The organism is Agrobacterium vaccinii, from assembly GCF_021310995.1.
GTDB lineage: Bacteria > Pseudomonadota > Alphaproteobacteria > Rhizobiales > Rhizobiaceae > Agrobacterium > Agrobacterium vaccinii.
This window is the reverse complement of the sequence record NZ_CP054150.1, coordinates 1,156,188-1,178,027: the sequence shown is the minus strand read 5'-3', so window position 1 is coordinate 1,178,027 and position 21,840 is coordinate 1,156,188. Positions and strand designations below refer to the sequence as shown.

Here is a 21,840-nt window from a genome sequence, read left to right as displayed (position 1 = left end):
TCTGGAGATGAGCGTGATGACAGTTCCGGATACCAGCAACGCACGAAGCCAGCATGGTTTTCTCGACGCTGCGAACCGCATTGGCACGCAACTGTGCCGTGACGCTTTGTGGCATGAGGACCGCTGCACGTGGATGGGATGGGCCATGACCGTTGCCGACGGCAGCGCCACGACAGCCTACCGCACGGCGACGACGTCGCTTTATGACGGGGTTGCCGGTATTGCCCTTTTTCTGGCACGCTTGGCGGTTCACGCACCGTCGCGGCGCCTTAACGCAACAATCGAAGGTGCAGTTCGCCAGGTACAGGCGCGGTTGCCAGATTTCGCCGAATCATCGCAACGCAGCTTCTACACCGGCAGTCTGGGTGCGGCCTACTTTTTGTGTGAAGCAGGTAGCGCACTAGACAGGCTCGAATGGGTCGAACAGGGGCTGGCGCTGGCCGGACATGACGCGGACCTGCCCTTTGCGGACGACGCGCTGGATGTGATTGCGGGCTGCGCCAGCGCAGTGCCTGCTTTGCTGCATCTGGGCAAACGGTATGCACGCCCCGAATTGACAGCGGCGGCAGTGAGCCACGCCGAGCGATTGCTGACCGCGGGGGTGCTGGATGCCCAGGGCCTGTCATGGCCATCGCTCATGCCGAAACATCGCAATCTCCTCGGTTACGCCCATGGTGTTTCCGGCATGGCGATGGCGCTTTTGGAGGCGCATGCGGTGGATGGTAACGAAGCGTTGCTGCACGGTGCGCAGGAAGCATTGCGATACGAAAGAAGCTGGTTCGATGCCGCGAGCCAGGGGTGGCCCGATTTTCGCGTGGATACGATCACGGCTGGCGCTGCAACCCTCACGCCTCGCTGCAATTGCACGTGGTGCGCAGGCTCTGTCGGCATCGGGCTGACCCGATTGCGCCTCATGGAACTGATGCCGGATGACGAAGTCGCCGCGGGCGAGGTGAATGTGGCGCTTCAGGACGCGTCGCGCTTGCTGACATCTGGGGTTTCACTGCAAGCGATGGATCTGTGCCTGTGCCATGGACTGACTGGAATCGCGGACTTCGTGTTGTCTGCTGGCGTCCAACTGAATCGTGACGATGTCGCGGTTCATGCCGATCAGGTCGGTCACTTCATCATCGAGAATTTTCTGGACTCGGAGTTGCCGCTGCCCTGCGGTGTGCAGCAAAGGGGCGAAGCTCCGGGACTGCTGATGGGCAAGGCAGGCATCGGCTACTTCTTTCTGCGGCTGATGGAGCGGCAAACATTGCCTTCTATGCTGCTTTTGAAGCCCTGACGCGGATGCGTGCCGGATGCGGAAAGGCCGAGCAAGCGGAGTAACGTCTTATTAACGATCTTTTCGACTTGTTGTGCAAATGTACTATCTCAGGACATGGGGCTCTCGCCCGCCCCATGATTTTACCCGTTAGATTCAATATTTCTCAATAATTGGTCGCTCATAATCATCCCGTCGACTTCATGATGAAGCCGCGTTGCTATGGGATGAACCATGTTTGCGAACTCAATCGTCACGCTGGCGCTGATTGCGCTGCCGATCTACTTCTTTTTCCGCTGGGTGCAATACGACTCAGAGAACCAGGATAAGCCGAAGTAGCATCGCACCCCGGCAATTCCCTCCCCCTTGAAGCCCGCTATCAACCGTCCGCCGGATGTCCAAGCTTGGTGAAAGCACCACCTTGATAGATATGGGCTGGATCTTTCGGGTCCTCTTTTCCGGCTTCGCTCAGCACCTCGGCGCGCCACTTCGCCGAGTTGTCCTGCGGCTTCCAACCCAGGAACGCCGCGCCGCCATTGTCCCACCAGCTGTCATCGTTGTTAGACGCGCCGTATACCACGGCATTGCCGAGCCTTGGCGCCTCGAAACCACGCGCGCAAAGCGACACGAAATCACCGGCGCTCAGCCACGTCGCCAGCATGCGTGTGGTTTGCGGCTTTGGGGTCAGCGAACCGATGCGCACCGACAGTGTTTCCTGCCCGAATTTGTCGAAATAGAAGCTGGCCAGATTTTCACCGAAGCATTTCGAAACGCCATAGAGCGAATCGGGACGCATGAGCGAGTTTCCGTCCAGCCTCTCGTCGCGGCGGTGATAACCAATCGTATGATTAGAGCTGGCAAAGATGATACGCGGCTGACCATTGTGCCGCGCCGCTTCATAGAGGTTGTAGACCCCCTCGATGTTGCCCTTGAGGATCAGTTCGAACGGCTTCTCCACTGAAATGCCGCCGAGATGGATGATGCCATCCACACCAGATACGGCCTTATCGACCTCGGCCCGGTTGGAAAGATCGCATTGCACGAAACTTTCATGTGCCGCCAGATCGGTGATCTCGACCATGTCGGATAGCACGACCGTTTCGGCGATGTCCTTCAGCAGCGGGCGAATCGCTTTGCCTACGCCACCCGCAGCCCCCGTCAACAACAGTGTCTTCAGCATGTTTCCTCCTCGATTCTCCCGTATGTCCTCGGCGCTATTCGGCCTGTGGTCATACGTAAATTCCTCTGTTATCTTATGTCTACGCTAGGCGGCGGGCGATATTCAAGACCCTCATGTTGCGGTCAGCTTGGATGTGTCTCTAAAGGCGCATCATGCCGCTCTGTACAGGTATCTTTGGGACAAAAGCCATCAATCAAATTTTCCAACTTGTATTATAAGTTATTGACACAGGTCATATCTCGAATATTATCGGCCTCAACAAACAATCGGAGACTCGAATTTCATGGCTATGGACCCACAGGAACTTAAAGTCGCACTCGGTGCGGGCCTGCTCTCTTTCCCTGTCACACCTTTCACCCAAGACGGCGAATTCAACGAAAAGCCTTATCTCGACCACGTCAGCTGGCTGTCCGGCTTCGATGCGACGGTGCTTTTCGCCGCCGGTGGAACGGGTGAGTTTTTCTCGCTGGCGCCCGAAGAAGTAGGCACTGTGGTTAAGGCTGCGAAGTCCGCTGCGGGTTCCGTGCCCATCGTTTCTGGCTGCGGTTACGGCACTAAGATCGCCATCCAGATCGCGCAGAGTGCGGAAAAAGCCGGTGCCGATGGCATTCTGCTGCTGCCGCATTACCTGATGGATGCATCGCAGGCAGGTCTCTACGCCCACATCAAGGCGGTCTGTGATTCCGTCGCCATCGGCGTCATGGTCTATAACCGCGACAATTCCATTTTGACGGCTGAAACGCTTCAGAAACTTTGCGATAGCTGCCCGAACCTCGTTGGCTTCAAGGATGGATCCGGGGATATCGGCCTCGTGCGTAAGATAACCGCGACGCTTGGCGAGCGCCTGACCTATCTCGGCGGCATGCCAACGGCCGAGCTTTTTGCCGATGCCTATCTAGGCGCTGGCGTGACGACCTATTCTTCCGCCGTCTTCAACTTCGTGCCAGCGCTGGCGCAGGAGTTCTACAAGGCGCTGCGCGCAGGCGACAGGGCAACGACGGACCGTATTCTCATCGACTTCTTCTACCCCTTCATGGACATCCGCAACCGTCAGAAGGGCTACGCCGTATCTGCCATTAAGGCCGGTGTCCGTCTCATGGGCTTCGATGCAGGCCCGGTTCGGGCGCCACTGACAGACCTCACAGCGGAAGAAGTGGGAATGCTTGAAGCGTTGATCGGACCCTACAAGCCATGAAGATAGAAGCGGTTCGCACGCATCTGCTGGATTACAAGCTGGGCCATGCCTTCGAAAGCGCCTCCATGCGCTTCGACCGGCGTATTCACTGCCTCGTGGAAATTATTTGCGATGATGGCACCGTGGGCTGGGGCGAATGCCTTGGCCCGGCCAAGCCTAACGCCGCTGTCGTTGCCGCTTACACCCCTCACCTGATTGGCAAAGACCCGCTCGATATCGAAATCATCTGGCATCAGCTTTACAATCTGCTGCGGGATCAGGGCCAACGCGGTCTAACCGTGACGGCACTGAGCGGCATCGACATTGCGCTCTGGGATATAAAAGGCAAGCGGTTCGGCACCTCCATCTCCCGCCTGCTGGGTGGGCGCTTCCGTGAAAGCGTCAAGGCCTATGCAACGGGCTCCTTCCGCAAGGATGGTGTGGATGCCGTTTCCGATGTGGCAGCAGAGGTTGCGGGCTACGCAAAGCAGGGCTTCCACGCCGTCAAGATCAAGATCGGCTTCGATGTGGCCGAAGACATAGCCGTTATCCGTGCTGCACGCGAAGCCGTCGGTCCCGATGTCCGCATCATGATCGACGCCAATCACGGATACGACGCGCTCGAGGCTATCGAGGTCGGCAAGGCGCTGGCTCCTCTCGGCATCGATTGGTTCGAAGAGCCTGTGGTGCCGGAACAACTGGAAGCCTATCAGGCGGTGCGAGCCGGTCAACCCATCCCTGTTGCCGGTGGCGAAACCTGGCACGGCCGCTACGGCATGCGCGCGCCACTGGAAAGCCGATCCGTTGATATTCTCCAACCGGACCTTGCCGGTGCTGGTGGCTTTTCAGAAACGAAACGCATCGTCGATCTAGCAAGCCTCTATGGCGTGCGCGTCGTTCCGCATGTCTGGGGCACGGGTGTTGCCATCGCAGCCGCGTTGCAATTGATGGCATCACTGACACCGGACCCTGCCCGCCGCAACCCGCGTCCGCCAATTCTGGAATTCGACCGCACGGAGAATCCGTACCGCCAGGCCGTGCTGACCAGCCCGCTGGATCACGTCGATGGCGTGGTGCAGATACCGGATGGCCCAGGTCTCGGGATCGAGATCAACCGGGATGCGCTGGAAAAGTATGCTTTGAAGGACTAACGAGAGGCCGGGTGTTGCACACCCGGCACCTGACACTATCCTTCCAAGCGGGCCTCACGCGTTTTCTGGCTGGTTAAAAGTCTTTTTGAGCCAAATGCAGGCGTGGCCGACCGGAAAGTCCTCGATTCGTCCAAAATCCTCATAGCCGATCCGACGATAAAATTCCGGTGCCTGGAAACTGAACGTAGACACGTAAGCGCCAAGGCATTTACGTTGCTGCGCGGCATCCTCTGCCTTCTTCATGAGTTTCGCGCCGACGCCCTGCCCCCGCACCTCGGATGAAACCCACAGCCAGTCGATAAAAAGCCAGGCATAGGTTGAACGCCCTTTCAGGCCGCCGATCAGGCTTTCGTTGGCGTCCCGCGCCATAACCCATAAATCCTGCGGATTGTCCGGCCCGGCTTTTGCGAAATTGAATATGTCCAGCCCGTCATCGATGCGACGCTGGTCTTGCTCATGGGGCTGGCTTTCTATCTCAATTCGTATTGGCAAATATTCTGTCCCTCGAGTTTCTTCCGGTTCAGGTCAGCTCTCGCAATCCACTGGGTGTGTCGATGAGGGCGCGGTAGCGGATTGACGGACTTTGAACAATAATCGGTGGATGATCGACTCCCAGTTCGCGGTAAAGGGCCCCGATGCTGGCAGGGTCGGGATGCTCAAGTGTGAGAGAGCGAAGTCGCGCGCCCAGATCGGGAATTAAGGCCACATAGGCGTCGTCTCCCCAATGGTCGATCACTGAGGGAGCGACGCCGTCCAAAGGGAGTGCACCATCCCTGGGAATGGCGAAGTCGAAAGTTGGATCGTCATCCGGCAGCGAGACCTTTTCGCCCAGAATTGCGCCATGCCGTGCAACGACAGGATCGATCGCATTCGTATTGGCAACCCATCCTCGTAAACGGCGCCCTTCATTCCAGTCTGCTCTCACTTTCTCCTGATTGTCGAGACCGAACCAGCGCGCACGACCAGGCGTTTTGCCAACCGGATCGAGAGCCACGATCTCGAGATAGATGGAATTTCCCAGCTGAAGGCGATGATTGTGGGTGCCCATATATTCGTGGTTCGTCACGAAGGGCACGCTGACACCGAGACAATTTTCGACATGCGAAACCCCGTCGCTCAAGGTCGGGGCGATGACTGTAAGGTGGTCGAGCTTCAGCATGCGTGAATTCCAATGCATCTGTTGCAAATATAGACGGCGCAGCAGTGGCTGCCAAAATGCGTGGTGACAATATGTCCCTCAATAAAAACGCCCGCAACCTGTCGATTGCGAGCGCTTCAATATCAATGCTGACTTCTCATGTCGTCCTGATGCCGAGATATCAACATCCCGGCCATCCGCCTCGCGCTTAATGCGTCCCCTTGATATCGACCGGGAAGAACAAAGTCTCACCGGACGAATCGTCAACGCCATCATTGTCTGTCACAGCGAACGCCTTGCCGGATTTGTCGAAGGCGAAGCCTTCCAGCTTGTCGACGACATAACCGTTGGTCTGGGCTTTCAGGTCCGGCAGGAAATCGTGCACTTCGGTCTTTTTGACGAGCGGCAGTTCACCACCGATCTTGCCCGGCTTCAGGTCAGCGATTGCGACGCTGTAGAGCTTCTTGATCTTAGCTTTGTCACCGATCTGGTTATCGCGCTCGACGATATAGACGTTGTCGCCGTGCGCGGTAATCTCGGATAGGCCGACCCAGCCGTCATCGGTCTTATCAAGCTGATAGTGCACGGCACCCCACTCCTTGGACTTCAGATTGTAGGAGACGAGCTTAACCTTGCCTTTTTCAGCCTTGCCCCATTCGCGCTGAACGGCCATCCAAAGCGTTGCGTCATCGCCCTTGCCGATCAACGTCACGCCTTCGAAACCGAAGCGGGTTTCGCCTTCCAGCAATTCTTTTGGAAGAGCAATCTCGGCCTTGATCTCGCCTTTGGCATTGATGTTGTAAAGCGCGTGCGGAACGAGCTTTTCGCTGTTGCCTTCGGATGCGACCCAGAAGCCGCCCTTGCCATCCAGCGTGATGCCTTCCATGTCGAGTTTTTGCGCAGGCTGACCGTCACGCTTTACGCGCAGAACGCTGGTGATCACTGCAGGCTTCTTGGTGGCGTCGATGGTGTAGATCGAGGGTTGGTTGCCGTAGACCGAGTCGGAGATTGCGTAGAGAATACCATCCTTGTCCGCATCGCCAACGAGGCCGGAAAGAGCGCCCCAACCGATGGGTGCGCCATCAACGGTGGCAGAGGTGAGCTGTGGATAAGCCGCCTCGCCTTCCGCACGCTCATAAATCATCACATGCGAGCGGGCGCCGCCATCCTCGACCAGATCGGCCTCGTTGGCTGTCACCAGCAGGTTTCGGGAGGGAATGGCGACTGCACCTTCCGGCGAAATGCCCGATGGCAGGATCTGTGTGAGTTGTGGCTGGCCGCCGGTATCTTTGTAAACGCCAACGACGGATGCGCGCTCGGCCAGAACGAAGAAATATTTATCATTACCGAACGTCGCGGTCTCAAGACCTTCAGGCTCGATGCCCTTCGCCTTGGAACGCTTTTCCGGGTAGTGGCCGAGCGCTGCGACGGCATGTTCGAAGGACGAATTGGCTTCATAGAGAAGATTGCCGGTCTTATCGAAAATGGTGAAACCACGTGAGCCGCCCTGCCAGTCACCCTCGTTGGCGATGACGATGCGGTCATTGTCCAGCCATTTCACGGCGTCCGGCTCGCGCTTGCGCGCATCCTGGCTGTCTGTGAATTTCAACTGGCCATCGGTCTTGGTGTCGATGCCCTTCAGATCAACCGTACCGGCGGAAAAGTGGCTGGTCACTTTTCCGCTTTTGCCGTCGATGATGACGATGTGGTTGTTTTCCTGAAGCGTCAGAGCAATCTCGCCATTGGCATTGATGGAAACGAATTCCGGCTCTGGATCTTCAGGGGAGATTTCGGCAAGGCCGGTGACATCGATCTTCTTCAGCGTCGAGCAATCCGGTGCGCCATCTTTCAGGCCGATCGTGACAAGGAAACCGGCAGGCATTTGCGGAAGCGCGCCGTCATTGACCTCTTCGTCGCGCTCGTTTTCGATGGCAATCGCTACGAAGCTCTTATCAGGAGAAATAGCAACCGAGTCCGGCTGACCGCCAAGGTCGCAACTGGCTTCGATCTTGCGGGTGGCGATATCGACCGTCACCAGCTTGCCCGATGGTTTGACGTAGCTCTCGGAGGTGTTGACGCCAGCAAGAACCTTGGAGCCCGACACGGCAACCGATGTCGGTTCGCCATCCATCATCAGCGCGCCAAGCGCCTTCGGGGCCTTGGCATCCTTGATGTCGATGAACCCGATGCCACCAAGCGGGCTGTCGGAGTAGACAAGCGTGTTGCCATCTTCACTGGCAGTGACGATTTCCGCCGAGGTTATCGTTTTCTGGTCCTTGTCAGCGGGCAGATTGAGAGCGACCGGAAAGGATGCGACGCGGTTAAAGACCTGCTCGGCAGCGGCTGGAAAGGCGGCGGATGCAAACAGGGCAGCGGTAAGCGCGGCACTGGAAAAGCGAAATGTCATGGTATCCCCTTCATGGCATTGAAAAATGCATGATGGCTTTTGCGACATGGACGTGACGGGCGCATGACAATCAGAAAGCGCTAAAGAATATGAGGCGTATTGTAATCAAAGATCGATAGCAGGAACTCACCTGAAAACAAAAAGCCCGGACAGAGCCGGGCTTTTAGCATTTCAGTGGCGTCATTTCGCTCAATTGAGCAAAGAGCCAAATTCATTCCTGGTATACCTGAACACTGTTGCCACGCCGTAGGCGCAGACAGCTCCCGGAAACTTAGGAGTTAACAGCATCCTTCAGGCCCTTGCCTGCAGAGAACTTTGGAACGTTGCGAGCCGGAATATCGACTTCTGCACCCGTGGATGGGTTACGGCCCTTGGAGGCTTCGCGGCGGCTTACGGTGAAGCTGCCGAAGCCAGCGAGACGAATGTCGCCACCGGCCTTCAGTTCGCCCTGGACGGTTTCGAATACTGCGTCGACGGCAGAAGCGGCATCAGCCTTAGTAAGACCAGCCTTTTCGGCAACTGCAGAAACGAGCTCGTTCTTGTTCATGTTTCCACCCCTTTCAATGGTTTGAAACGACTCAAATTGGATTGGCGCAGAATACTTATCTATTCGCGTACCGCCACCCAAAAGCGCTGGAATGGCCTGAAAAACAAGGGGTCCAGCAATCTTTTCACAAAAAAGGCTGGCATTTCTGCCAGCCTTTCAACGTTTTTGTGCTAAATTAGCACCAGACCTGTCAGTCACATCTCAATGTGCGATTGTCTGGCCGCCATCGTCCACACCTTCAACGGTCGCAATCAACGGCGTCTCGATGCTACCATCCCATTCGATAGGGTCAGGCATGCGGACCAGCGCATGTTTCAGCACCTCTCCCATGAGCGAAACCGGGATGATTTCCATCTCGTTTTTCACGTTATCGGGAATGTCGGCGAGGTCTTTCGCGTTCTCTTCGGGGATCAGCACCTTCTTGATGCCGCCACGAAGCGCCGCAAGCAACTTCTCCTTCAAACCGCCAATCGGCAGAACGCGACCACGAAGAGTGATTTCACCCGTCATCGCAACATTCTTATCGACAGCAATACCGGTCATGATCGACACGATTGCGGTGGCCATGGCCACACCGGCAGATGGACCATCCTTCGGTGTCGCACCTTCTGGCACGTGAACGTGGATATCAGACTTGTCGAAACGTGGAGGCTCAATGCCGAAATCAACCGCGCGCGAGCGGACATAGGACGCCGCAGCTGAAATTGATTCCTTCATCACTTCCTTCAGGTTACCGGTCACGGTCATACGACCCTTGCCCGGCATCATGACGCCTTCGATGGTGAGCAACTCGCCGCCCACCTCGGTCCATGCAAGACCGGTGACGACACCGACCTGATCTTCACGCTCGGCTTCGCCGTGGCGGAAGCGCGGCACACCCAGATAGTCCTGAATGTTGGCGGCGGTGACAGCAACGGATGTCGACTTGCCCTTGATGATCTCGGTCACGGCCTTACGCGCCAGTTTCATCAATTCGCGCTCAAAGTTACGAACGCCTGCTTCACGGGTGTATTGCTGGCTGATGGCCATCAGAGCATCGTCGCTGACGGAGAACTCCTCCGGGCGCAACGCATGTTCCTTGATGGCCTTTGGCAGCAGGTGACGCTTAGCGATTTCGCGCTTTTCGTCTTCCGTGTAACCGGCGATACGGATGACTTCCATACGGTCCATCAATGGGCCAGGAATGTTCAGCGTATTGGCCGTGGTCACGAACATGACGTCCGACAGGTCATATTCCACTTCGAGATAGTGGTCCATGAATGTGGAGTTCTGTTCCGGATCCAGGACCTCCAGCAGAGCGGACGACGGATCGCCACGGAAATCCTGGCCCATCTTGTCGATTTCATCGAGCAGGAAGAGCGGATTGGACTTCTTGGCTTTCTTCATCGACTGAACGATTTTGCCAGGCATGGAGCCGATATAGGTCCGACGGTGACCGCGGATTTCCGCCTCATCGCGAACGCCACCCAGTGCCATGCGGACATATTCGCGACCGGTTGCCTTGGCAATCGACTTGGCAAGCGACGTTTTACCGACGCCTGGAGGACCCACAAGGCATAGGATCGGGCCGCGAATCTTCGTCGCACGGGCCTGCACGGCGAGATATTCGACGATGCGTTCCTTGACCTTGTCGAGGCCGAAATGATCGAGTTCGAGAACGGATTCAGCAGCATTCAGGTCGGTCTTGATCTTGGACTTCTTGCCCCATGGCAGACCAATCAACCAATCGAGATAGTTGCGAACGACAGTCGATTCGGCAGACATCGGGCTCATCTGACGCAGCTTTTTCATTTCGGCATCCGCCTTTTCGCGGGCCTCCTTAGAAAGCTTCGTCTTGGAGATGCGCTCTTCCAGCTCGGCCATCTCGTCGCGGCCATCCTCGCCGTCGCCAAGCTCCTTCTGGATCGCCTTCATCTGCTCGTTCAGATAATATTCGCGCTGGGTCTTTTCCATCTGGCGCTTGACGCGCGAGCGGATACGCTTCTCGACCTGAAGAACGGAAATCTCGCCTTCCATGAAGCCGAGTGCCTTTTCAAGGCGCTGCTTCACGCTCACCGTTTCAAGCATTTCCTGCTTTTCAACGATCTTAATGGACAGATGCGATGCGACCGTATCGGCGAGCTTGGAATAGTCGTCGATCTGGCCGGCAGCGCCAACGACCTCAGGCGAGATCTTCTTGTTGAGCTTTACGTAGCTCTCGAACTCGGAAACCACCGAGCGCGACAGTGCTTCGATTTCGACCGGGTCTTCCTCGGGCTCACCCAGCGAAACAGCAGTTGCCTCGTAGAAATCTTCGCGATCTGTGTATTCTTCGATCTTGGCGCGGCCCTTACCTTCAACCAGCACCTTGACGGTACCATCCGGCAGCTTCAGCAATTGCAGGACGTTTGCAATGGTGCCGACGCGGTGGATTGCAGAAGTGTCCGGGTCGTCGTCACTGGCGTTGATCTGCGTGACAAGCATGATCTGCTTGTCGGAGCCCATGACCTCTTCCAGAGCACGGATGGATTTTTCCCGGCCAACGAACAGCGGAACGATCATATGCGGGAAAACGACAATGTCGCGCAGAGGAAGTACGGGATATGTACCACCAGATGCAGCAGACGTAATGTTCGTCATATCATTTCCTTTCAATGGTCCCCTTGAGAGGGACGCCTGCCGGACTTTCTTGGGAGTTTCCGGCATATTCTTTGTCGTGACTGAAAGTGGAGTTCGCCACTGTCATTTTCAAGTCACAAGAGCATATACCCTGCCCCACCGGGCCGGATAAAATCCTGAATACGCAATACATCACTCTGCGCTCCCGCCCTCCCGATCATCCTTCCGCTAGTACGATCAGGGAAAACAGCCGACGTTCAAAAAAACGTCATACAGCGCTGCAAATCACTTCTAAAACTTTAGCAGCAAAGCGCAATGCGCTCCAAACGCAAAATGGAACCACAACGGGATAATGCGTCCTTTCCCGTGCATAATACGCAAAAAGGCCCACCAGAGGCAGACCTTTCGCTATTTCTGTTATCGATGATGGATCAGGCCGAAACGTTGGCCTTCTCGTCCTGACGATCAGCATAGATGTAGAGCGGACGCGCAGCACCGCTGACGACGTCGTCGGAAATGACGACTTCACGCACACCTTCCAGGGTCGGCAATTCGAACATGGTATCGAGCAGGATTTTCTCCATGATCGAACGCAGTCCGCGTGCACCGGTCTTACGCGTGATCGCCTTGCGAGCGATCTCACGCAGGGCATCTCCCTGGAATGTCAGTTCCACGTCTTCCATCTCGAACAGGCGCTGATACTGCTTGATCAGTGCGTTCTTCGGCTCCGACAGAATCTGGATCAGTGCGTCTTCATCCAAATCTTCGAGCGTTGCCAGAACCGGCAGACGACCGATGAATTCCGGGATGAGGCCAAACTTGACGAGATCTTCCGGCTCCAGTTCACGCAGCACTTCGCCAACGCGACGATCGTCTTCCGCCTTCACCGTTGCGCCAAAACCGATCGAGGTCTTTTCGCCACGGGCAGAAATGATCTTGTCGAGACCGGCAAATGCGCCGCCGCAGATGAACAGGATGTTGGTCGTATCCACCTGCAGGAATTCCTGCTGCGGATGCTTGCGGCCACCCTGTGGAGGAACGGAAGCAACCGTACCTTCCATGATCTTCAGAAGCGCTTGCTGGACGCCCTCGCCCGACACGTCGCGTGTGATCGAAGGATTGTCCGACTTGCGGGAAATCTTGTCCACTTCGTCGATATAGACGATGCCGCGCTGGGCGCGTTCAACGTTGTAATCGGCAGACTGGAGCAGCTTGAGGATGATGTTTTCGACATCCTCACCCACGTAACCGGCTTCGGTCAGTGTTGTTGCGTCAGCCATTGTGAAGGGCACATCGATGATGCGGGCCAAGGTCTGGGCGAGATAGGTCTTGCCGCAACCGGTTGGGCCGACCAGCATGATGTTGGATTTCGCCAACTCGATATCGCCGTTCTTCGACGAATTCGCGAGGCGCTTGTAATGGTTGTGAACAGCCACGGACAGGATTTTCTTCGCCTGCTTCTGTCCGATGACATATTCATCGAGAATCTTGATGATGTCCTGCGGGGTGGGCACACCCTCGCGCGACTTTACCATCGAGGTCTTGTTCTCCTCGCGGATGATGTCCATGCACAATTCGACGCATTCATCGCAGATGAATACTGTCGGCCCGGCAATGAGTTTCCGGACTTCGTGCTGGCTCTTGCCGCAGAATGAACAATAGAGTGTATTTTTAGAGTCGCCGCCGTTGCTGCCGCTGACTTTGCTCATATCTCTTTCCTTCCAGCACGCCGCAATTTCGCAATGCGAAACGCGGTCAACTTACCGTCTGCGGACCGGTCGCTTCCTATAAGCATCCATGTCCGCTTCGTTCCCGGGGTACTAACCGCATCAGGCTTTTGACCTGATAGACGGCGGCAACGAATTCCCCTTCAAATTCCAGGGCCTTCGCCCGGTTATTCGGTCAAACACCCTTCTCAACCCGAAATCAGGCTAAGGCAGGCTTATCTCAAGCTATGTCATAAAAATTCAACACAGCCTTAATAACTACTATTACCGCTTTATTTTTCCGTTGAAACCCCGAATTTCACTTCGGAGCTTCAAAGCCTGCGCGGAACAACAGCAATTTAGCTTACGGTCGCGCCTTCGATTTCCTGACGTGATGTCAGAATCTTGTCGACGACACCCCAGTTCTTCGCTTCATCCGCATCCATGAAATGGTCACGGTCGAGGGTATTTTCAACTTCTTCAAGCGTGCGGCCCGTGTGCTTCACATAGACGTCATTGAGGCGGCGCTTCATCTTGATGATGTCGCGGGCGTGACGCTCGATGTCGGAAGCCTGGCCCTGGAAACCGCCAGATGGCTGGTGAACCATGATACGTGCATTGGGCGTGCAGAAGCGCATGCCCTTTTCACCGGCCGCCAGAAGCAGCGAACCCATGGACGCGGCCTGACCGACGCACAGCGTGGACACGGCAGGACGGATGAACTGCATCGTATCGTAAATCGCCATACCGGCGGTCACGACACCACCAGGTGAATTGATGTACAGCGCGATTTCCTTCTTCGGGTTTTCCGATTCCAGGAACAGCAGCTGTGCGCAAACGAGCGATGCCATGTGGTCTTCGACCGGACCGGTCAGGAAGATGATCCGCTCTTTGAGAAGACGCGAATAGATATCGTAGGACCGCTCGCCGCGATTGGTCTGTTCCACGACCATCGGCACCAGAGCCATGGCGGTATCAACTGGATTTGTCATGTCCGTCCTTTGTCAACTCTTAACCGGCGAGCATTCGCAGCCGGAATCAATTCTATTCGTCTACTCTCTACATAGAGTGTGATTGCCCGGTTCTTCAAGACTGAGGTGACGGATATCCTTAATGTCGCACCGGCAAATGATCATGTCGCCTTACAGGGCCGCGCGAAATGACACCACCGGCATTCCTACGCGCAATGACGTCATCAACGATGAAACGCAAAGTTGGTCAACCAAAGGTTAAACACGTTGAAATAATTCATTCGTCACCTCTCGTAACGTCAAGTAGAAACGACTTGTTAGTTATTGAGGCAGATAGTGCTGCCGAGGCGATTTTACACCACCCCAGCGTGGCTGAAGGTATTTACCTGGAATTCGTTTAAGATGCGGAATGGTCGCGTACTTTTCTAAGTATGCAGCTCACCTATCCGCGCAACACCGAGACGGATGGGGTTTGGTCTGTGTTAGACGCCAAAACGGGCATGCTACTCTGGTCCATGGAGACCTTGACGCTTTCGGCGGTTCTGGCCGTTCTGTGGCTGCATCAGCCGACCAAGAAGCACCACCTGTGTTTCGGTATAGGTTTCGCTCTTGTAGGCATCGGTGCCATACTTGTCGCACTGCGTGGCGTAATACCCGATTTCATATCCATCCAGTTCGGCAACATATCGGCACTGGCGGGCTTCAGCTTCTGGCTGGCGGGTCTCTTGTTGCTGGAAGGCCGCAAGATCGAAGGCTGGGTGGCCATTCCGCCTCTGGTCTGGATCGCCTTCATGTTCGTTCCGCCTGTTCGTGACACCACGAGCGCGCGGATCATTCTTTACCACGTCTGCGCCGGTATCGGATATTTCATGCTGGCGGGCGTGTTGCTGACATCGAAAGAGTTCATTTCGAAAACCCGAAAAGTTCTGGCGACGGCACTTATCGTCCAATCCTTCGCAGGCGCCGTGGCCGCTTCGCTCGTTATTCCCTACAATCTGGCGACGGGTCAGATCATACCCCTGACGGGCCCGATAGCCGTCGTCGGCGCATTCGGCTTCACGGTGCTGATGATGCTCAGCGTCAAGATGTTCACGGAAGATGCAGAGCGCCGACTCCAATATCTGGCGATGACGGATCACCTGACGGGAACACTCAACCGCCGTGGGCTGGCGCAAGCTTTCGATGCCATGAAGGCGCGTTTCTCCAGCACGTCGCGGCATATCGGTTTCATCCTTTTCGATATCGACCACTTCAAAAAAATCAACGATGAATACGGCCACCAGTGCGGTGACGATGTGCTGGTGAAGTTCTGCGCCCAGGCCGGGATGATTGCCGATGGACAAGGCGTGGTGATCCGCATGGGCGGCGAGGAGTTCGGCTGTCTGATCGAAACCGACGATCCTGCCAAGGTTGCCATTTTGGCCGAAGCCATCCGCATCCACTTCAGCAGGCTGGAAATGTTTGCCGATGCCCAACGCTTCTCCGCCACCGTCAGCGCTGGCGTTTTCTGCCAGAGAGCGCCGGATGCCGATCTCAACGCTATGCTGACGATGTCGGACCGCGCGCTTTACGGCGCAAAGAAAGAGGGGCGTAATCGCACCGTCGTTCGCGAAGGCTCGATCAACATCGTCATTCCCGCCAACGACCGTGACGAAGACCCCTGCGACAACAATGCGGACAGGCAGGTTGCCGCCCTCACCCGCATCGCAAACATCGCCAATCGCTAATGGCGACTTGACCTTCGGGCGCTTGCTCTCCCATCATGGACGCAAGCAACGGAGGGTTCGCCATGCATCTCGGCTTCGTCACCAGCCTATTGATATCCGCCACACTGGTCACCGGCACCGCGCATGCCCAACAGGCTTCCGACACACTCGCGCCGGAACGCGCGACGGGAACGACCACCGCAAAGCGCGTCCAAGCCAAAGACTTCATGGTGGCCGCCGCCAATCCGCTGGCAGCGGAGGCGGGCCGCAAGGTGATCGCCAATGGTGGCAACGCGATTGACGCCATGGTGGCGGTTCAGACCGTTCTGGGGCTGGTTGAGCCACAAAGCTCCGGTCTGGGTGGCGGCAGCTTTCTCGTCTACTACGACGCCGCACAAAAGAAGCTGACCACCTTCGATGGGCGTGAAACCGCGCCGATGGAAGCAACGCCGAAACTCTTTCTCGATGAGAGCGGTCAGCCGCTGAAATTCATGGACGCGGTGGTGGGCGGTCGCTCTGTCGGCACGCCGGGCACGGTGCGATTGCTATCGGATGTTCACAAGAAGTACGGCAAGCTGCCCTTGGCGGATTTGCTCAAACCCGCAGAAACGCTGGCGTCCAACGGCTTTACCGTATCGCCCCGCCTTGCTTCTCTCATTGCGTCAGAGGGAGACCGGCTGAAAAGATTCGAGGGCGCGCGAAACTATTTCTACGATGCATCCGGCGCGCCGCTCAAGGCAGGCACCGTTCTCAAAAATCCGGCCTATGCGGAAACTCTAAAGACCATCGCCACCAAGGGTGCCGATGCGTTTTACAGCGGCCCCATTGCCGAGGCCATCGTCAAGACGGTGCGCGAGGCCACCGGCAATCCCGGCGTTCTGTCGCTGGCCGATCTCTCCAATTATCGCACCAAGGAACGTGACCCGGTCTGTGCTAGCTACCGGGCGCTGGATATTTGCGGCATGGGACCACCCTCCTCCGGTGCTGTCGCTGTCGGCCAAATCCTCGGCACCATCGAGAACTTCGATATCAAGGCGCTCGGGGCCGACAATGTCGAGAGCTGGCGTCTGATCGGCGATGCGCAGCGCCTCGCTTTTGCGGACCGCGAACGCTATCTGGCAGACCCGGATTTCATGCCACTCCCCATCAAGGGACTGTTGCGCAAGGATTATCTGGCCACCCGCGCCGCCCTTCTGGACGGCGACAAAGCTCTAGCAGCCGACGCTGTGAAGGCAGGCGAGCCTGAGTGGGATCACGCCCTATTGTTCGGTCGCGGCCCGGCGTTGGAAATGCCATCGACCAGCCATTTCGTGATCGTCGACAAACAGGGCAACGTGCTTTCCATGACGACGACAATCGAGAGCGGCTTCGGCTCGCGGCTCATGACCAACGGCTTCCTGCTCAACAACGAACTCACGGACTTCTCATTCAAGACGCATGATGGCAGCCTGCCCGTCGCCAACCGTGTGGAGCCGGGTAAAAGACCGCGCTCCTCCATGGCGCCGACCATCGTCATGAAGGACGGAAAGCCGCTGCTGGCCATCGGCTCGCCCGGCGGCAGTCAGATCATCGGCTATGTTGCGCAGGCGCTGGTGGCCTATATCGACTGGGGCATGCCGGTGGAGCAGATCGTGGCGCAGCCGCACCTCATCAATCGCTTCGGAACCTACGACATCGAAGCCGGAACAACTGGGGAAAAATTCGCAGAGCCGCTAAAGGCGATGGGTTACGAGGTGAAACCCGGAGAGATGAATTCCGGCCTGCACGCGATAGAAATCACCGGCAGCGGACTGATCGGCAGTGCCGATCCGAGGCGCGAAGGTGTGGCAGTAGGGGAATAGAACCGCTTTCGCACCGCACCGCCTTGGGCTAAAGATCGGGCATGACAACATTGCCCGATTTCCTCCGCATCTCGCCAGGTACCCGCTCGGTTTCGCTCGACGCTCGTAACCCCGCTTTCTACAGCGCGCCTAACGCTGCCTATGCTGCATTGCATGCACATTGTCCCACCTTCTTCTGGGAAGAGCAGAAGCAATGGTTCTTCACCAGTTATGACCACGTGAACGCCCTGCTGCGCGACAGACGCTTCGGACGGCAAATTCTCCACATTGCCAGCCGCGAAGAGTTGGGATTGCCCGAGCCCGCAGAACACACGCGCCACTTCGATGCGGCAGAGCGCCATTCCCTGCTGGAAATCGAGCCGCCCGAGCATACGCGGCTGCGCACGCTGGTGAACCGTGCCTTCGTGTCGCGGCACGTCGAAAAGATGAAGCCAGAAATCGAGGAGTTGGCCAAAGGGTTGATCGACCGCTTCGAGCATGATGGAAAGACGGAACTGCTCTCATCCTTTGCAGATATCATCCCCGTGACCATGATCGCGCGGATGATCGGCATCCCCGAAGAGATGGGTCCGCAACTGCTGAAGTGGTCCCATGCCTATGTCGGCATGTACATGTTCAAGCGCACCCGCGCCGATGAGCTGGCCGCAGATATAGCTGCCCAGGAGTTCGCTGATTATATCCGCACCGTCATTGTACAACGTCGCGCCGAGCCGAAGGACGATCTGCTCAGCCACATGATCCACACGGAACACAAAGGCCAGCTTCTTACAGACGATGAGTTGATCTCGACCACGATCGTGCTTCTCAACGCCGGACATGAAGCAACAGTGCACCAGATCGGTAATTCCGTTGATGTCATCCTCAAAAGTGGTCTCGACCCCGCCACGCTGTTTATGGATGAAAAGACGACAGAAAGAACCGTCGAGGAAACGTTGCGCATCGGCGCGCCGGTCCACATCTTTCAACGCTGGGCACTGGAGCCGGTCGAGGTCGATGGCGTCCAGTTTCAACGCGGCGACAAGCTCAGCCTGATCCTTGCCGCAGCCAATCTGGACCCGCAGAAATTCACCGATCCCCTCACCTTCAAACCGGATCGCGCCGAAGCCCCCAACCTCTCTTTCGGCGCTGGCATCCACTTTTGCATCGGCGCACCGCTCGCAAGGCTGGAACTCAACATCGTGTTGCCACTGCTTTTCAAGCGCTTGCCCAACCTACGCCTAGCGAGCCCGCCGACGGTGAAGGACGTCTATCATTTTCATGGACTTGAGCGGCTGGATTTGGTGTGGTAGCAAACATCATCAACAATCACAGATTGAGTTCCGCGTGGATCAGAACGCTATCGATTGGGCACGAAACGTTATCTCACCTTACGTCTCGGGCCACGGACACTTGGAGACTTGTCGCAAAGGATTAAATGCGGACAAAGACTATAATGTCGATCTTTACTTTGGTGGGTACTACGAGTGCATATGCGCTTTCAAAGCCAACGCCACTGGAGCAGCTTCAGCCGGAGAACGGTTTTGGTTTTTGGGCTGGTACTGCTTTCCATATGATGGAGTGTACCGGCTCTTCTTTCATGACGGAGACCGCGAACGCATCTTCGAATTTGTCGATCTCTTTCCAGAATCACCAGAGAAAATTTGCAGCGCCTTCAAGAGGGATCCAATGCGTTATTTTAAGGCCGCAGTGGATCCCTCTGATAGAAGCGATGCACTTAAAATGCTTGGCAAACCTTATGATCCTCCCATCGCCGGGCTACCCTCAGGCCCCCTTACACCCTGACCACATAATCCTTGCGAGTCGTTTCAACCACTTCCCAGCGTCCCTTAAAGCCGGGTCTGAGAATAAGCCGATCACCGGGTCTCAGGTGGATTGGGTCTGCACCGTCTTCGGTGAGGACGGAGTAGCCTTCTAGAATGTTGAAATATTCCCACTCGTCATATTCGACACGCCACTTTCCGGGCGTCGATTGCCAGATGCCCGCATAGAGACCGCCTGATGCTTCTTCGAGGTTCCAAGTCGTGAACTCTGGATTGCCCGAGATGAGACGGTCAGGTGCAGGCGCACCCTTTTCCGGCTGGATGGTGGCGAGGTCGCCCTCTGACTTGAAGTTGAGACTATGCGTCATGAGCGACCTTCCTTTTTTGATCAGACCTTTGCGAGCGCCTGCTCGAGGTCTGCGATGATGTCCTTTACGTCTTCGATGCCGACGGACAGACGCACGACGTCCGGTCCGGCACCTGCCGCCGTCTGTTGCTCTGGCGTCAGCTGGGCATGGGTGGTGGAGGCCGGATGGATGACGAGCGAGCGCGTATCACCGATGTTGGCGACGTGCGAGAACAGTTGCAAACCTTCGACGATGGCCTTGCCTGCCGCATAACCGTCCTTCACACCGAATGTAAAGACAGACCCTGCCCCCTTTGGCGAATAACGCTGTTGCAGCGCGTGATTGTCGCTGTCCTCAAGACCGGCATAATTGACCCAGCCGACTTTTGGATGTGCGTTCAACCATTTGGCCACGGCAAGAGCGTTGTCCGAATGGCGTTGAACACGCAAGGCCAGCGTCTCGATGCCAGTGAGAATCAGAAACGCGTTGAATGGCGCGATGGATGGGCCAAGGTCTCGCAAGCCAAGGACACGGGTTGCAATGGCAAAAGCGAAGTTGCCGAATGTCTGGTGCAGCACGACGCCGGAATATTCTGGTCGCGGCTTGGACAATGCCGGGAATTTGTCGCTGGCCGACCAGTCGAAGGTGCCGCCATCGATGATGATTCCACCCATGGAGTTGCCATGGCCGCCGAGGAACTTGGTGAGCGAGTGCACGACGATATCGGCACCATGTTCGATTGGGCGCAGCAGATAAGGGCTCGCCATGGTGTTATCCACGATCAGCGGGAGGCCGTGCTTATGGGCGACTTCTGCAATGGCTGCGATATCGACGAAAGTGCCACCGGGGTTGGCCAGGCTCTCGATGAAGATCGCCTTGGTGCGCTCATCGATCTCGCTTTCGAAACTGCCGGAATCCGCCGCATCCGCCCACCGCACCTGCCAGCCGAAATTCTGGAAGGAATGGCCGAACTGGTTGATGGAGCCACCGTAAAGCTGGCGGGCCGCGACGAAATTATCGCCAGATTGCAGGAGCGTGTGGAACACGAGCAACTGCGCTGCGTGGCCAGACGCAACGGCCAAAGCCGCCGTGCCGCCTTCGAGGGCTGCAACGCGCTCTTCCAGCACCGCTTGCGTCGGGTTCATGATGCGGGTGTAGATGTTACCGAATTCCTTCAGCCCGAATAGCGCAGCAGCGTGATCGGAATCACGGAATTCGTATGCTGTCGTCTGGTAGATCGGCGTGGCGCGTGCGCCTGTCGTTGGGTCTGGCTCGGCTCCGGCGTGAATTGCCAGTGTCGAAAAGCCCGGATTATTCTCTGACATGTGTCCCTCCGATTTATGTTTTTCCTGCCTTGAGAGCAGAGGGATAATAACGCCCTCAAGGCGAATGATAAGTGCGACTTATGCTAACTATGATACGATATTGAGACGCGGATACTCAATTGCGGGGCACCGGTCCATCACCACTTCTATGCCATAGGCCTCAGCCTTGGCGGCGGCATCATCGTGGCGGACGGAAAGTTGCCCCCAGATAAACTTGGGTCGGGGCGACAGCAAGATGACTTCCTCCACGATGGCTGGCAAAAACTCCGCTGCTCTGAACACATCGACCATGTCGATCGGCTCCTGAATGTCTGCCAGCTTGGCGTAGACCTGCCTGCCCAAGATATCCTTGCCCTCTTGCCCCGGATTGACGGGAAAAACCGAGTAGCCCTTCGACAACAGGAAATTCATAACGCCGTTGCTTGGCCGCGCCGGATTGGGTGACGCGCCCACCAACGCGATGGTTTTGACATCCTTCAGAACGCGGCGGATGTAGTCGTCATCATAGACATCGTGGTTCATCGTTTCCTCCAAATATCGGCATGCTCAGTCTTTTGCCGCATCTCATAGTGGTTGAGAAAAGTGTTTTCACAAAGCCCTGTAACTTTACGAAAATTGGCACAACCATAATGTTTGCGCTAACCTTTTGCCCAATCACCAATCGTACTTTTTTTGTACCGCATCTGTTCACTCGCATTTTAGAAACTACTCATAGTTACATT

The 21,840-nt window shown here is 56.5% G+C and carries 18 protein-coding genes; 7 read left to right on the top strand and 11 right to left on the bottom strand.

Annotation, left to right across the window (positions count from 1 at the left end):
- The first annotated feature begins 16 nt into the window (after window positions 1–16).
- Window positions 17–1,288 carry a lanthionine synthetase LanC family protein gene (locus HRR99_RS06050; protein WP_233123127.1) on the top strand — a complete coding sequence of 424 codons (1,272 nt, stop codon included), beginning with the start codon at window positions 17–19 and terminating at the stop codon, window positions 1,286–1,288.
- Window positions 1,289–1,646: 358 nt separating this feature from the next.
- Here the strand turns inward: HRR99_RS06050 and HRR99_RS06045 are convergent, their stop codons facing one another.
- Window positions 1,647–2,447: an NAD-dependent epimerase/dehydratase family protein gene (locus tag HRR99_RS06045; protein WP_112499428.1), complete on the bottom strand. Its 801-nt coding sequence runs from the start codon at window positions 2,445–2,447 to the stop codon at window positions 1,647–1,649.
- A 289-nt stretch (window positions 2,448–2,736) separates the two neighbouring features.
- Between HRR99_RS06045 and kdgD the strand changes: the two genes are divergently transcribed.
- The gene (kdgD, locus tag HRR99_RS06040; RefSeq protein WP_233123429.1) at window positions 2,737–3,642 is read left to right on the top strand and encodes a 5-dehydro-4-deoxyglucarate dehydratase; all 906 of its coding nucleotides are present in this window, start codon (window positions 2,737–2,739) and stop codon (window positions 3,640–3,642) included.
- Window positions 3,639–4,772 carry a mandelate racemase/muconate lactonizing enzyme family protein gene (locus tag HRR99_RS06035; protein ID WP_233123126.1) on the top strand — a complete coding sequence of 378 codons (1,134 nt, stop codon included), beginning with the start codon at window positions 3,639–3,641 and terminating at the stop codon, window positions 4,770–4,772. The genes kdgD and HRR99_RS06035 overlap by 4 nt, the downstream gene beginning before the upstream one ends.
- A 54-nt stretch (window positions 4,773–4,826) precedes the next feature.
- Here the strand turns inward: HRR99_RS06035 and HRR99_RS06030 are convergent, their stop codons facing one another.
- The 7 genes from HRR99_RS06030 to clpP form a co-directional block, all read right to left on the bottom strand.
- Window positions 4,827–5,141, bottom strand: a complete 315-nt coding sequence (locus HRR99_RS06030; RefSeq protein ID WP_233123125.1) for a GNAT family N-acetyltransferase — start codon at window positions 5,139–5,141, stop codon at window positions 4,827–4,829.
- A 151-nt stretch (window positions 5,142–5,292) separates the two neighbouring features.
- Window positions 5,293–5,931 (bottom strand): VOC family protein, encoded by a 639-nt coding sequence (locus HRR99_RS06025; protein WP_233123124.1) that lies wholly within the window; start codon window positions 5,929–5,931, stop codon window positions 5,293–5,295.
- A gap of 187 nt (window positions 5,932–6,118) precedes the next feature.
- The gene (locus HRR99_RS06020) at window positions 6,119–8,317 is read right to left on the bottom strand and encodes an esterase-like activity of phytase family protein (protein ID WP_233123123.1); all 2,199 of its coding nucleotides are present in this window, start codon (window positions 8,315–8,317) and stop codon (window positions 6,119–6,121) included.
- A 271-nt stretch (window positions 8,318–8,588) separates the two neighbouring features.
- Window positions 8,589–8,864, bottom strand: coding sequence for a DNA-binding protein HupB (hupB, locus tag HRR99_RS06015; RefSeq protein ID WP_042619695.1), 276 nt, complete (start codon window positions 8,862–8,864; stop codon window positions 8,589–8,591).
- Window positions 8,865–9,065: 201 nt separating this feature from the next.
- Window positions 9,066–11,483 carry an endopeptidase La gene (gene lon / locus HRR99_RS06010; RefSeq protein WP_112499432.1) on the bottom strand — a complete coding sequence of 806 codons (2,418 nt, stop codon included), beginning with the start codon at window positions 11,481–11,483 and terminating at the stop codon, window positions 9,066–9,068.
- A 410-nt stretch (window positions 11,484–11,893) separates the two neighbouring features.
- Complete coding sequence (gene clpX, locus HRR99_RS06005; protein WP_111838973.1) at window positions 11,894–13,171, bottom strand: ATP-dependent Clp protease ATP-binding subunit ClpX; 1,278 nt, start codon at window positions 13,169–13,171, stop codon at window positions 11,894–11,896.
- A 356-nt stretch (window positions 13,172–13,527) separates the two neighbouring features.
- Window positions 13,528–14,160, bottom strand: a complete 633-nt coding sequence (gene clpP, locus HRR99_RS06000; RefSeq protein ID WP_233123122.1) for an ATP-dependent Clp endopeptidase proteolytic subunit ClpP — start codon at window positions 14,158–14,160, stop codon at window positions 13,528–13,530.
- Window positions 14,161–14,639: 479 nt separating this feature from the next.
- Between clpP and HRR99_RS05995 the strand changes: the two genes are divergently transcribed.
- From HRR99_RS05995 to HRR99_RS05980, 4 genes are all read left to right on the top strand, one after another.
- Entirely contained in the window at window positions 14,640–15,866 is a 1,227-nt protein-coding gene (locus HRR99_RS05995; protein ID WP_233123121.1) for a GGDEF domain-containing protein, read from the top strand.
- A 62-nt stretch (window positions 15,867–15,928) separates the two neighbouring features.
- Window positions 15,929–17,686, top strand: a complete 1,758-nt coding sequence (gene ggt / locus HRR99_RS05990; RefSeq protein ID WP_233123120.1) for a gamma-glutamyltransferase — start codon at window positions 15,929–15,931, stop codon at window positions 17,684–17,686.
- Window positions 17,687–17,727: 41 nt separating this feature from the next.
- Window positions 17,728–18,975 (top strand): cytochrome P450, encoded by a 1,248-nt coding sequence (locus HRR99_RS05985; RefSeq protein WP_233123119.1) that lies wholly within the window; start codon window positions 17,728–17,730, stop codon window positions 18,973–18,975.
- Window positions 18,944–19,468 carry a DUF3601 domain-containing protein gene (locus HRR99_RS05980; protein ID WP_233123118.1) on the top strand — a complete coding sequence of 175 codons (525 nt, stop codon included), beginning with the start codon at window positions 18,944–18,946 and terminating at the stop codon, window positions 19,466–19,468. Before HRR99_RS05985 ends, HRR99_RS05980 begins: the two co-directional genes overlap by 32 nt.
- Here the strand turns inward: HRR99_RS05980 and HRR99_RS05975 are convergent.
- From HRR99_RS05975 to HRR99_RS05965, 3 genes are all read right to left on the bottom strand, one after another.
- On the bottom strand, window positions 19,458–19,814 hold the full coding sequence (locus HRR99_RS05975; protein WP_233123117.1) for a cupin domain-containing protein: 357 nt from the start codon (window positions 19,812–19,814) through the stop codon (window positions 19,458–19,460). The two genes, HRR99_RS05980 and HRR99_RS05975, sit on opposite strands and share 11 nt — an antisense overlap.
- 20 nt (window positions 19,815–19,834) lie before the next feature.
- Window positions 19,835–21,118 carry an O-acetylhomoserine aminocarboxypropyltransferase gene (locus HRR99_RS05970; RefSeq protein WP_233123116.1) on the bottom strand — a complete coding sequence of 428 codons (1,284 nt, stop codon included), beginning with the start codon at window positions 21,116–21,118 and terminating at the stop codon, window positions 19,835–19,837.
- A gap of 87 nt (window positions 21,119–21,205) precedes the next feature.
- A complete protein-coding gene (locus HRR99_RS05965) occupies window positions 21,206–21,640 on the bottom strand; it encodes a CoA-binding protein (protein WP_233123115.1) in 435 nt (144 codons plus the stop codon).
- Window positions 21,641–21,840: the final 200 nt, after the last annotated feature.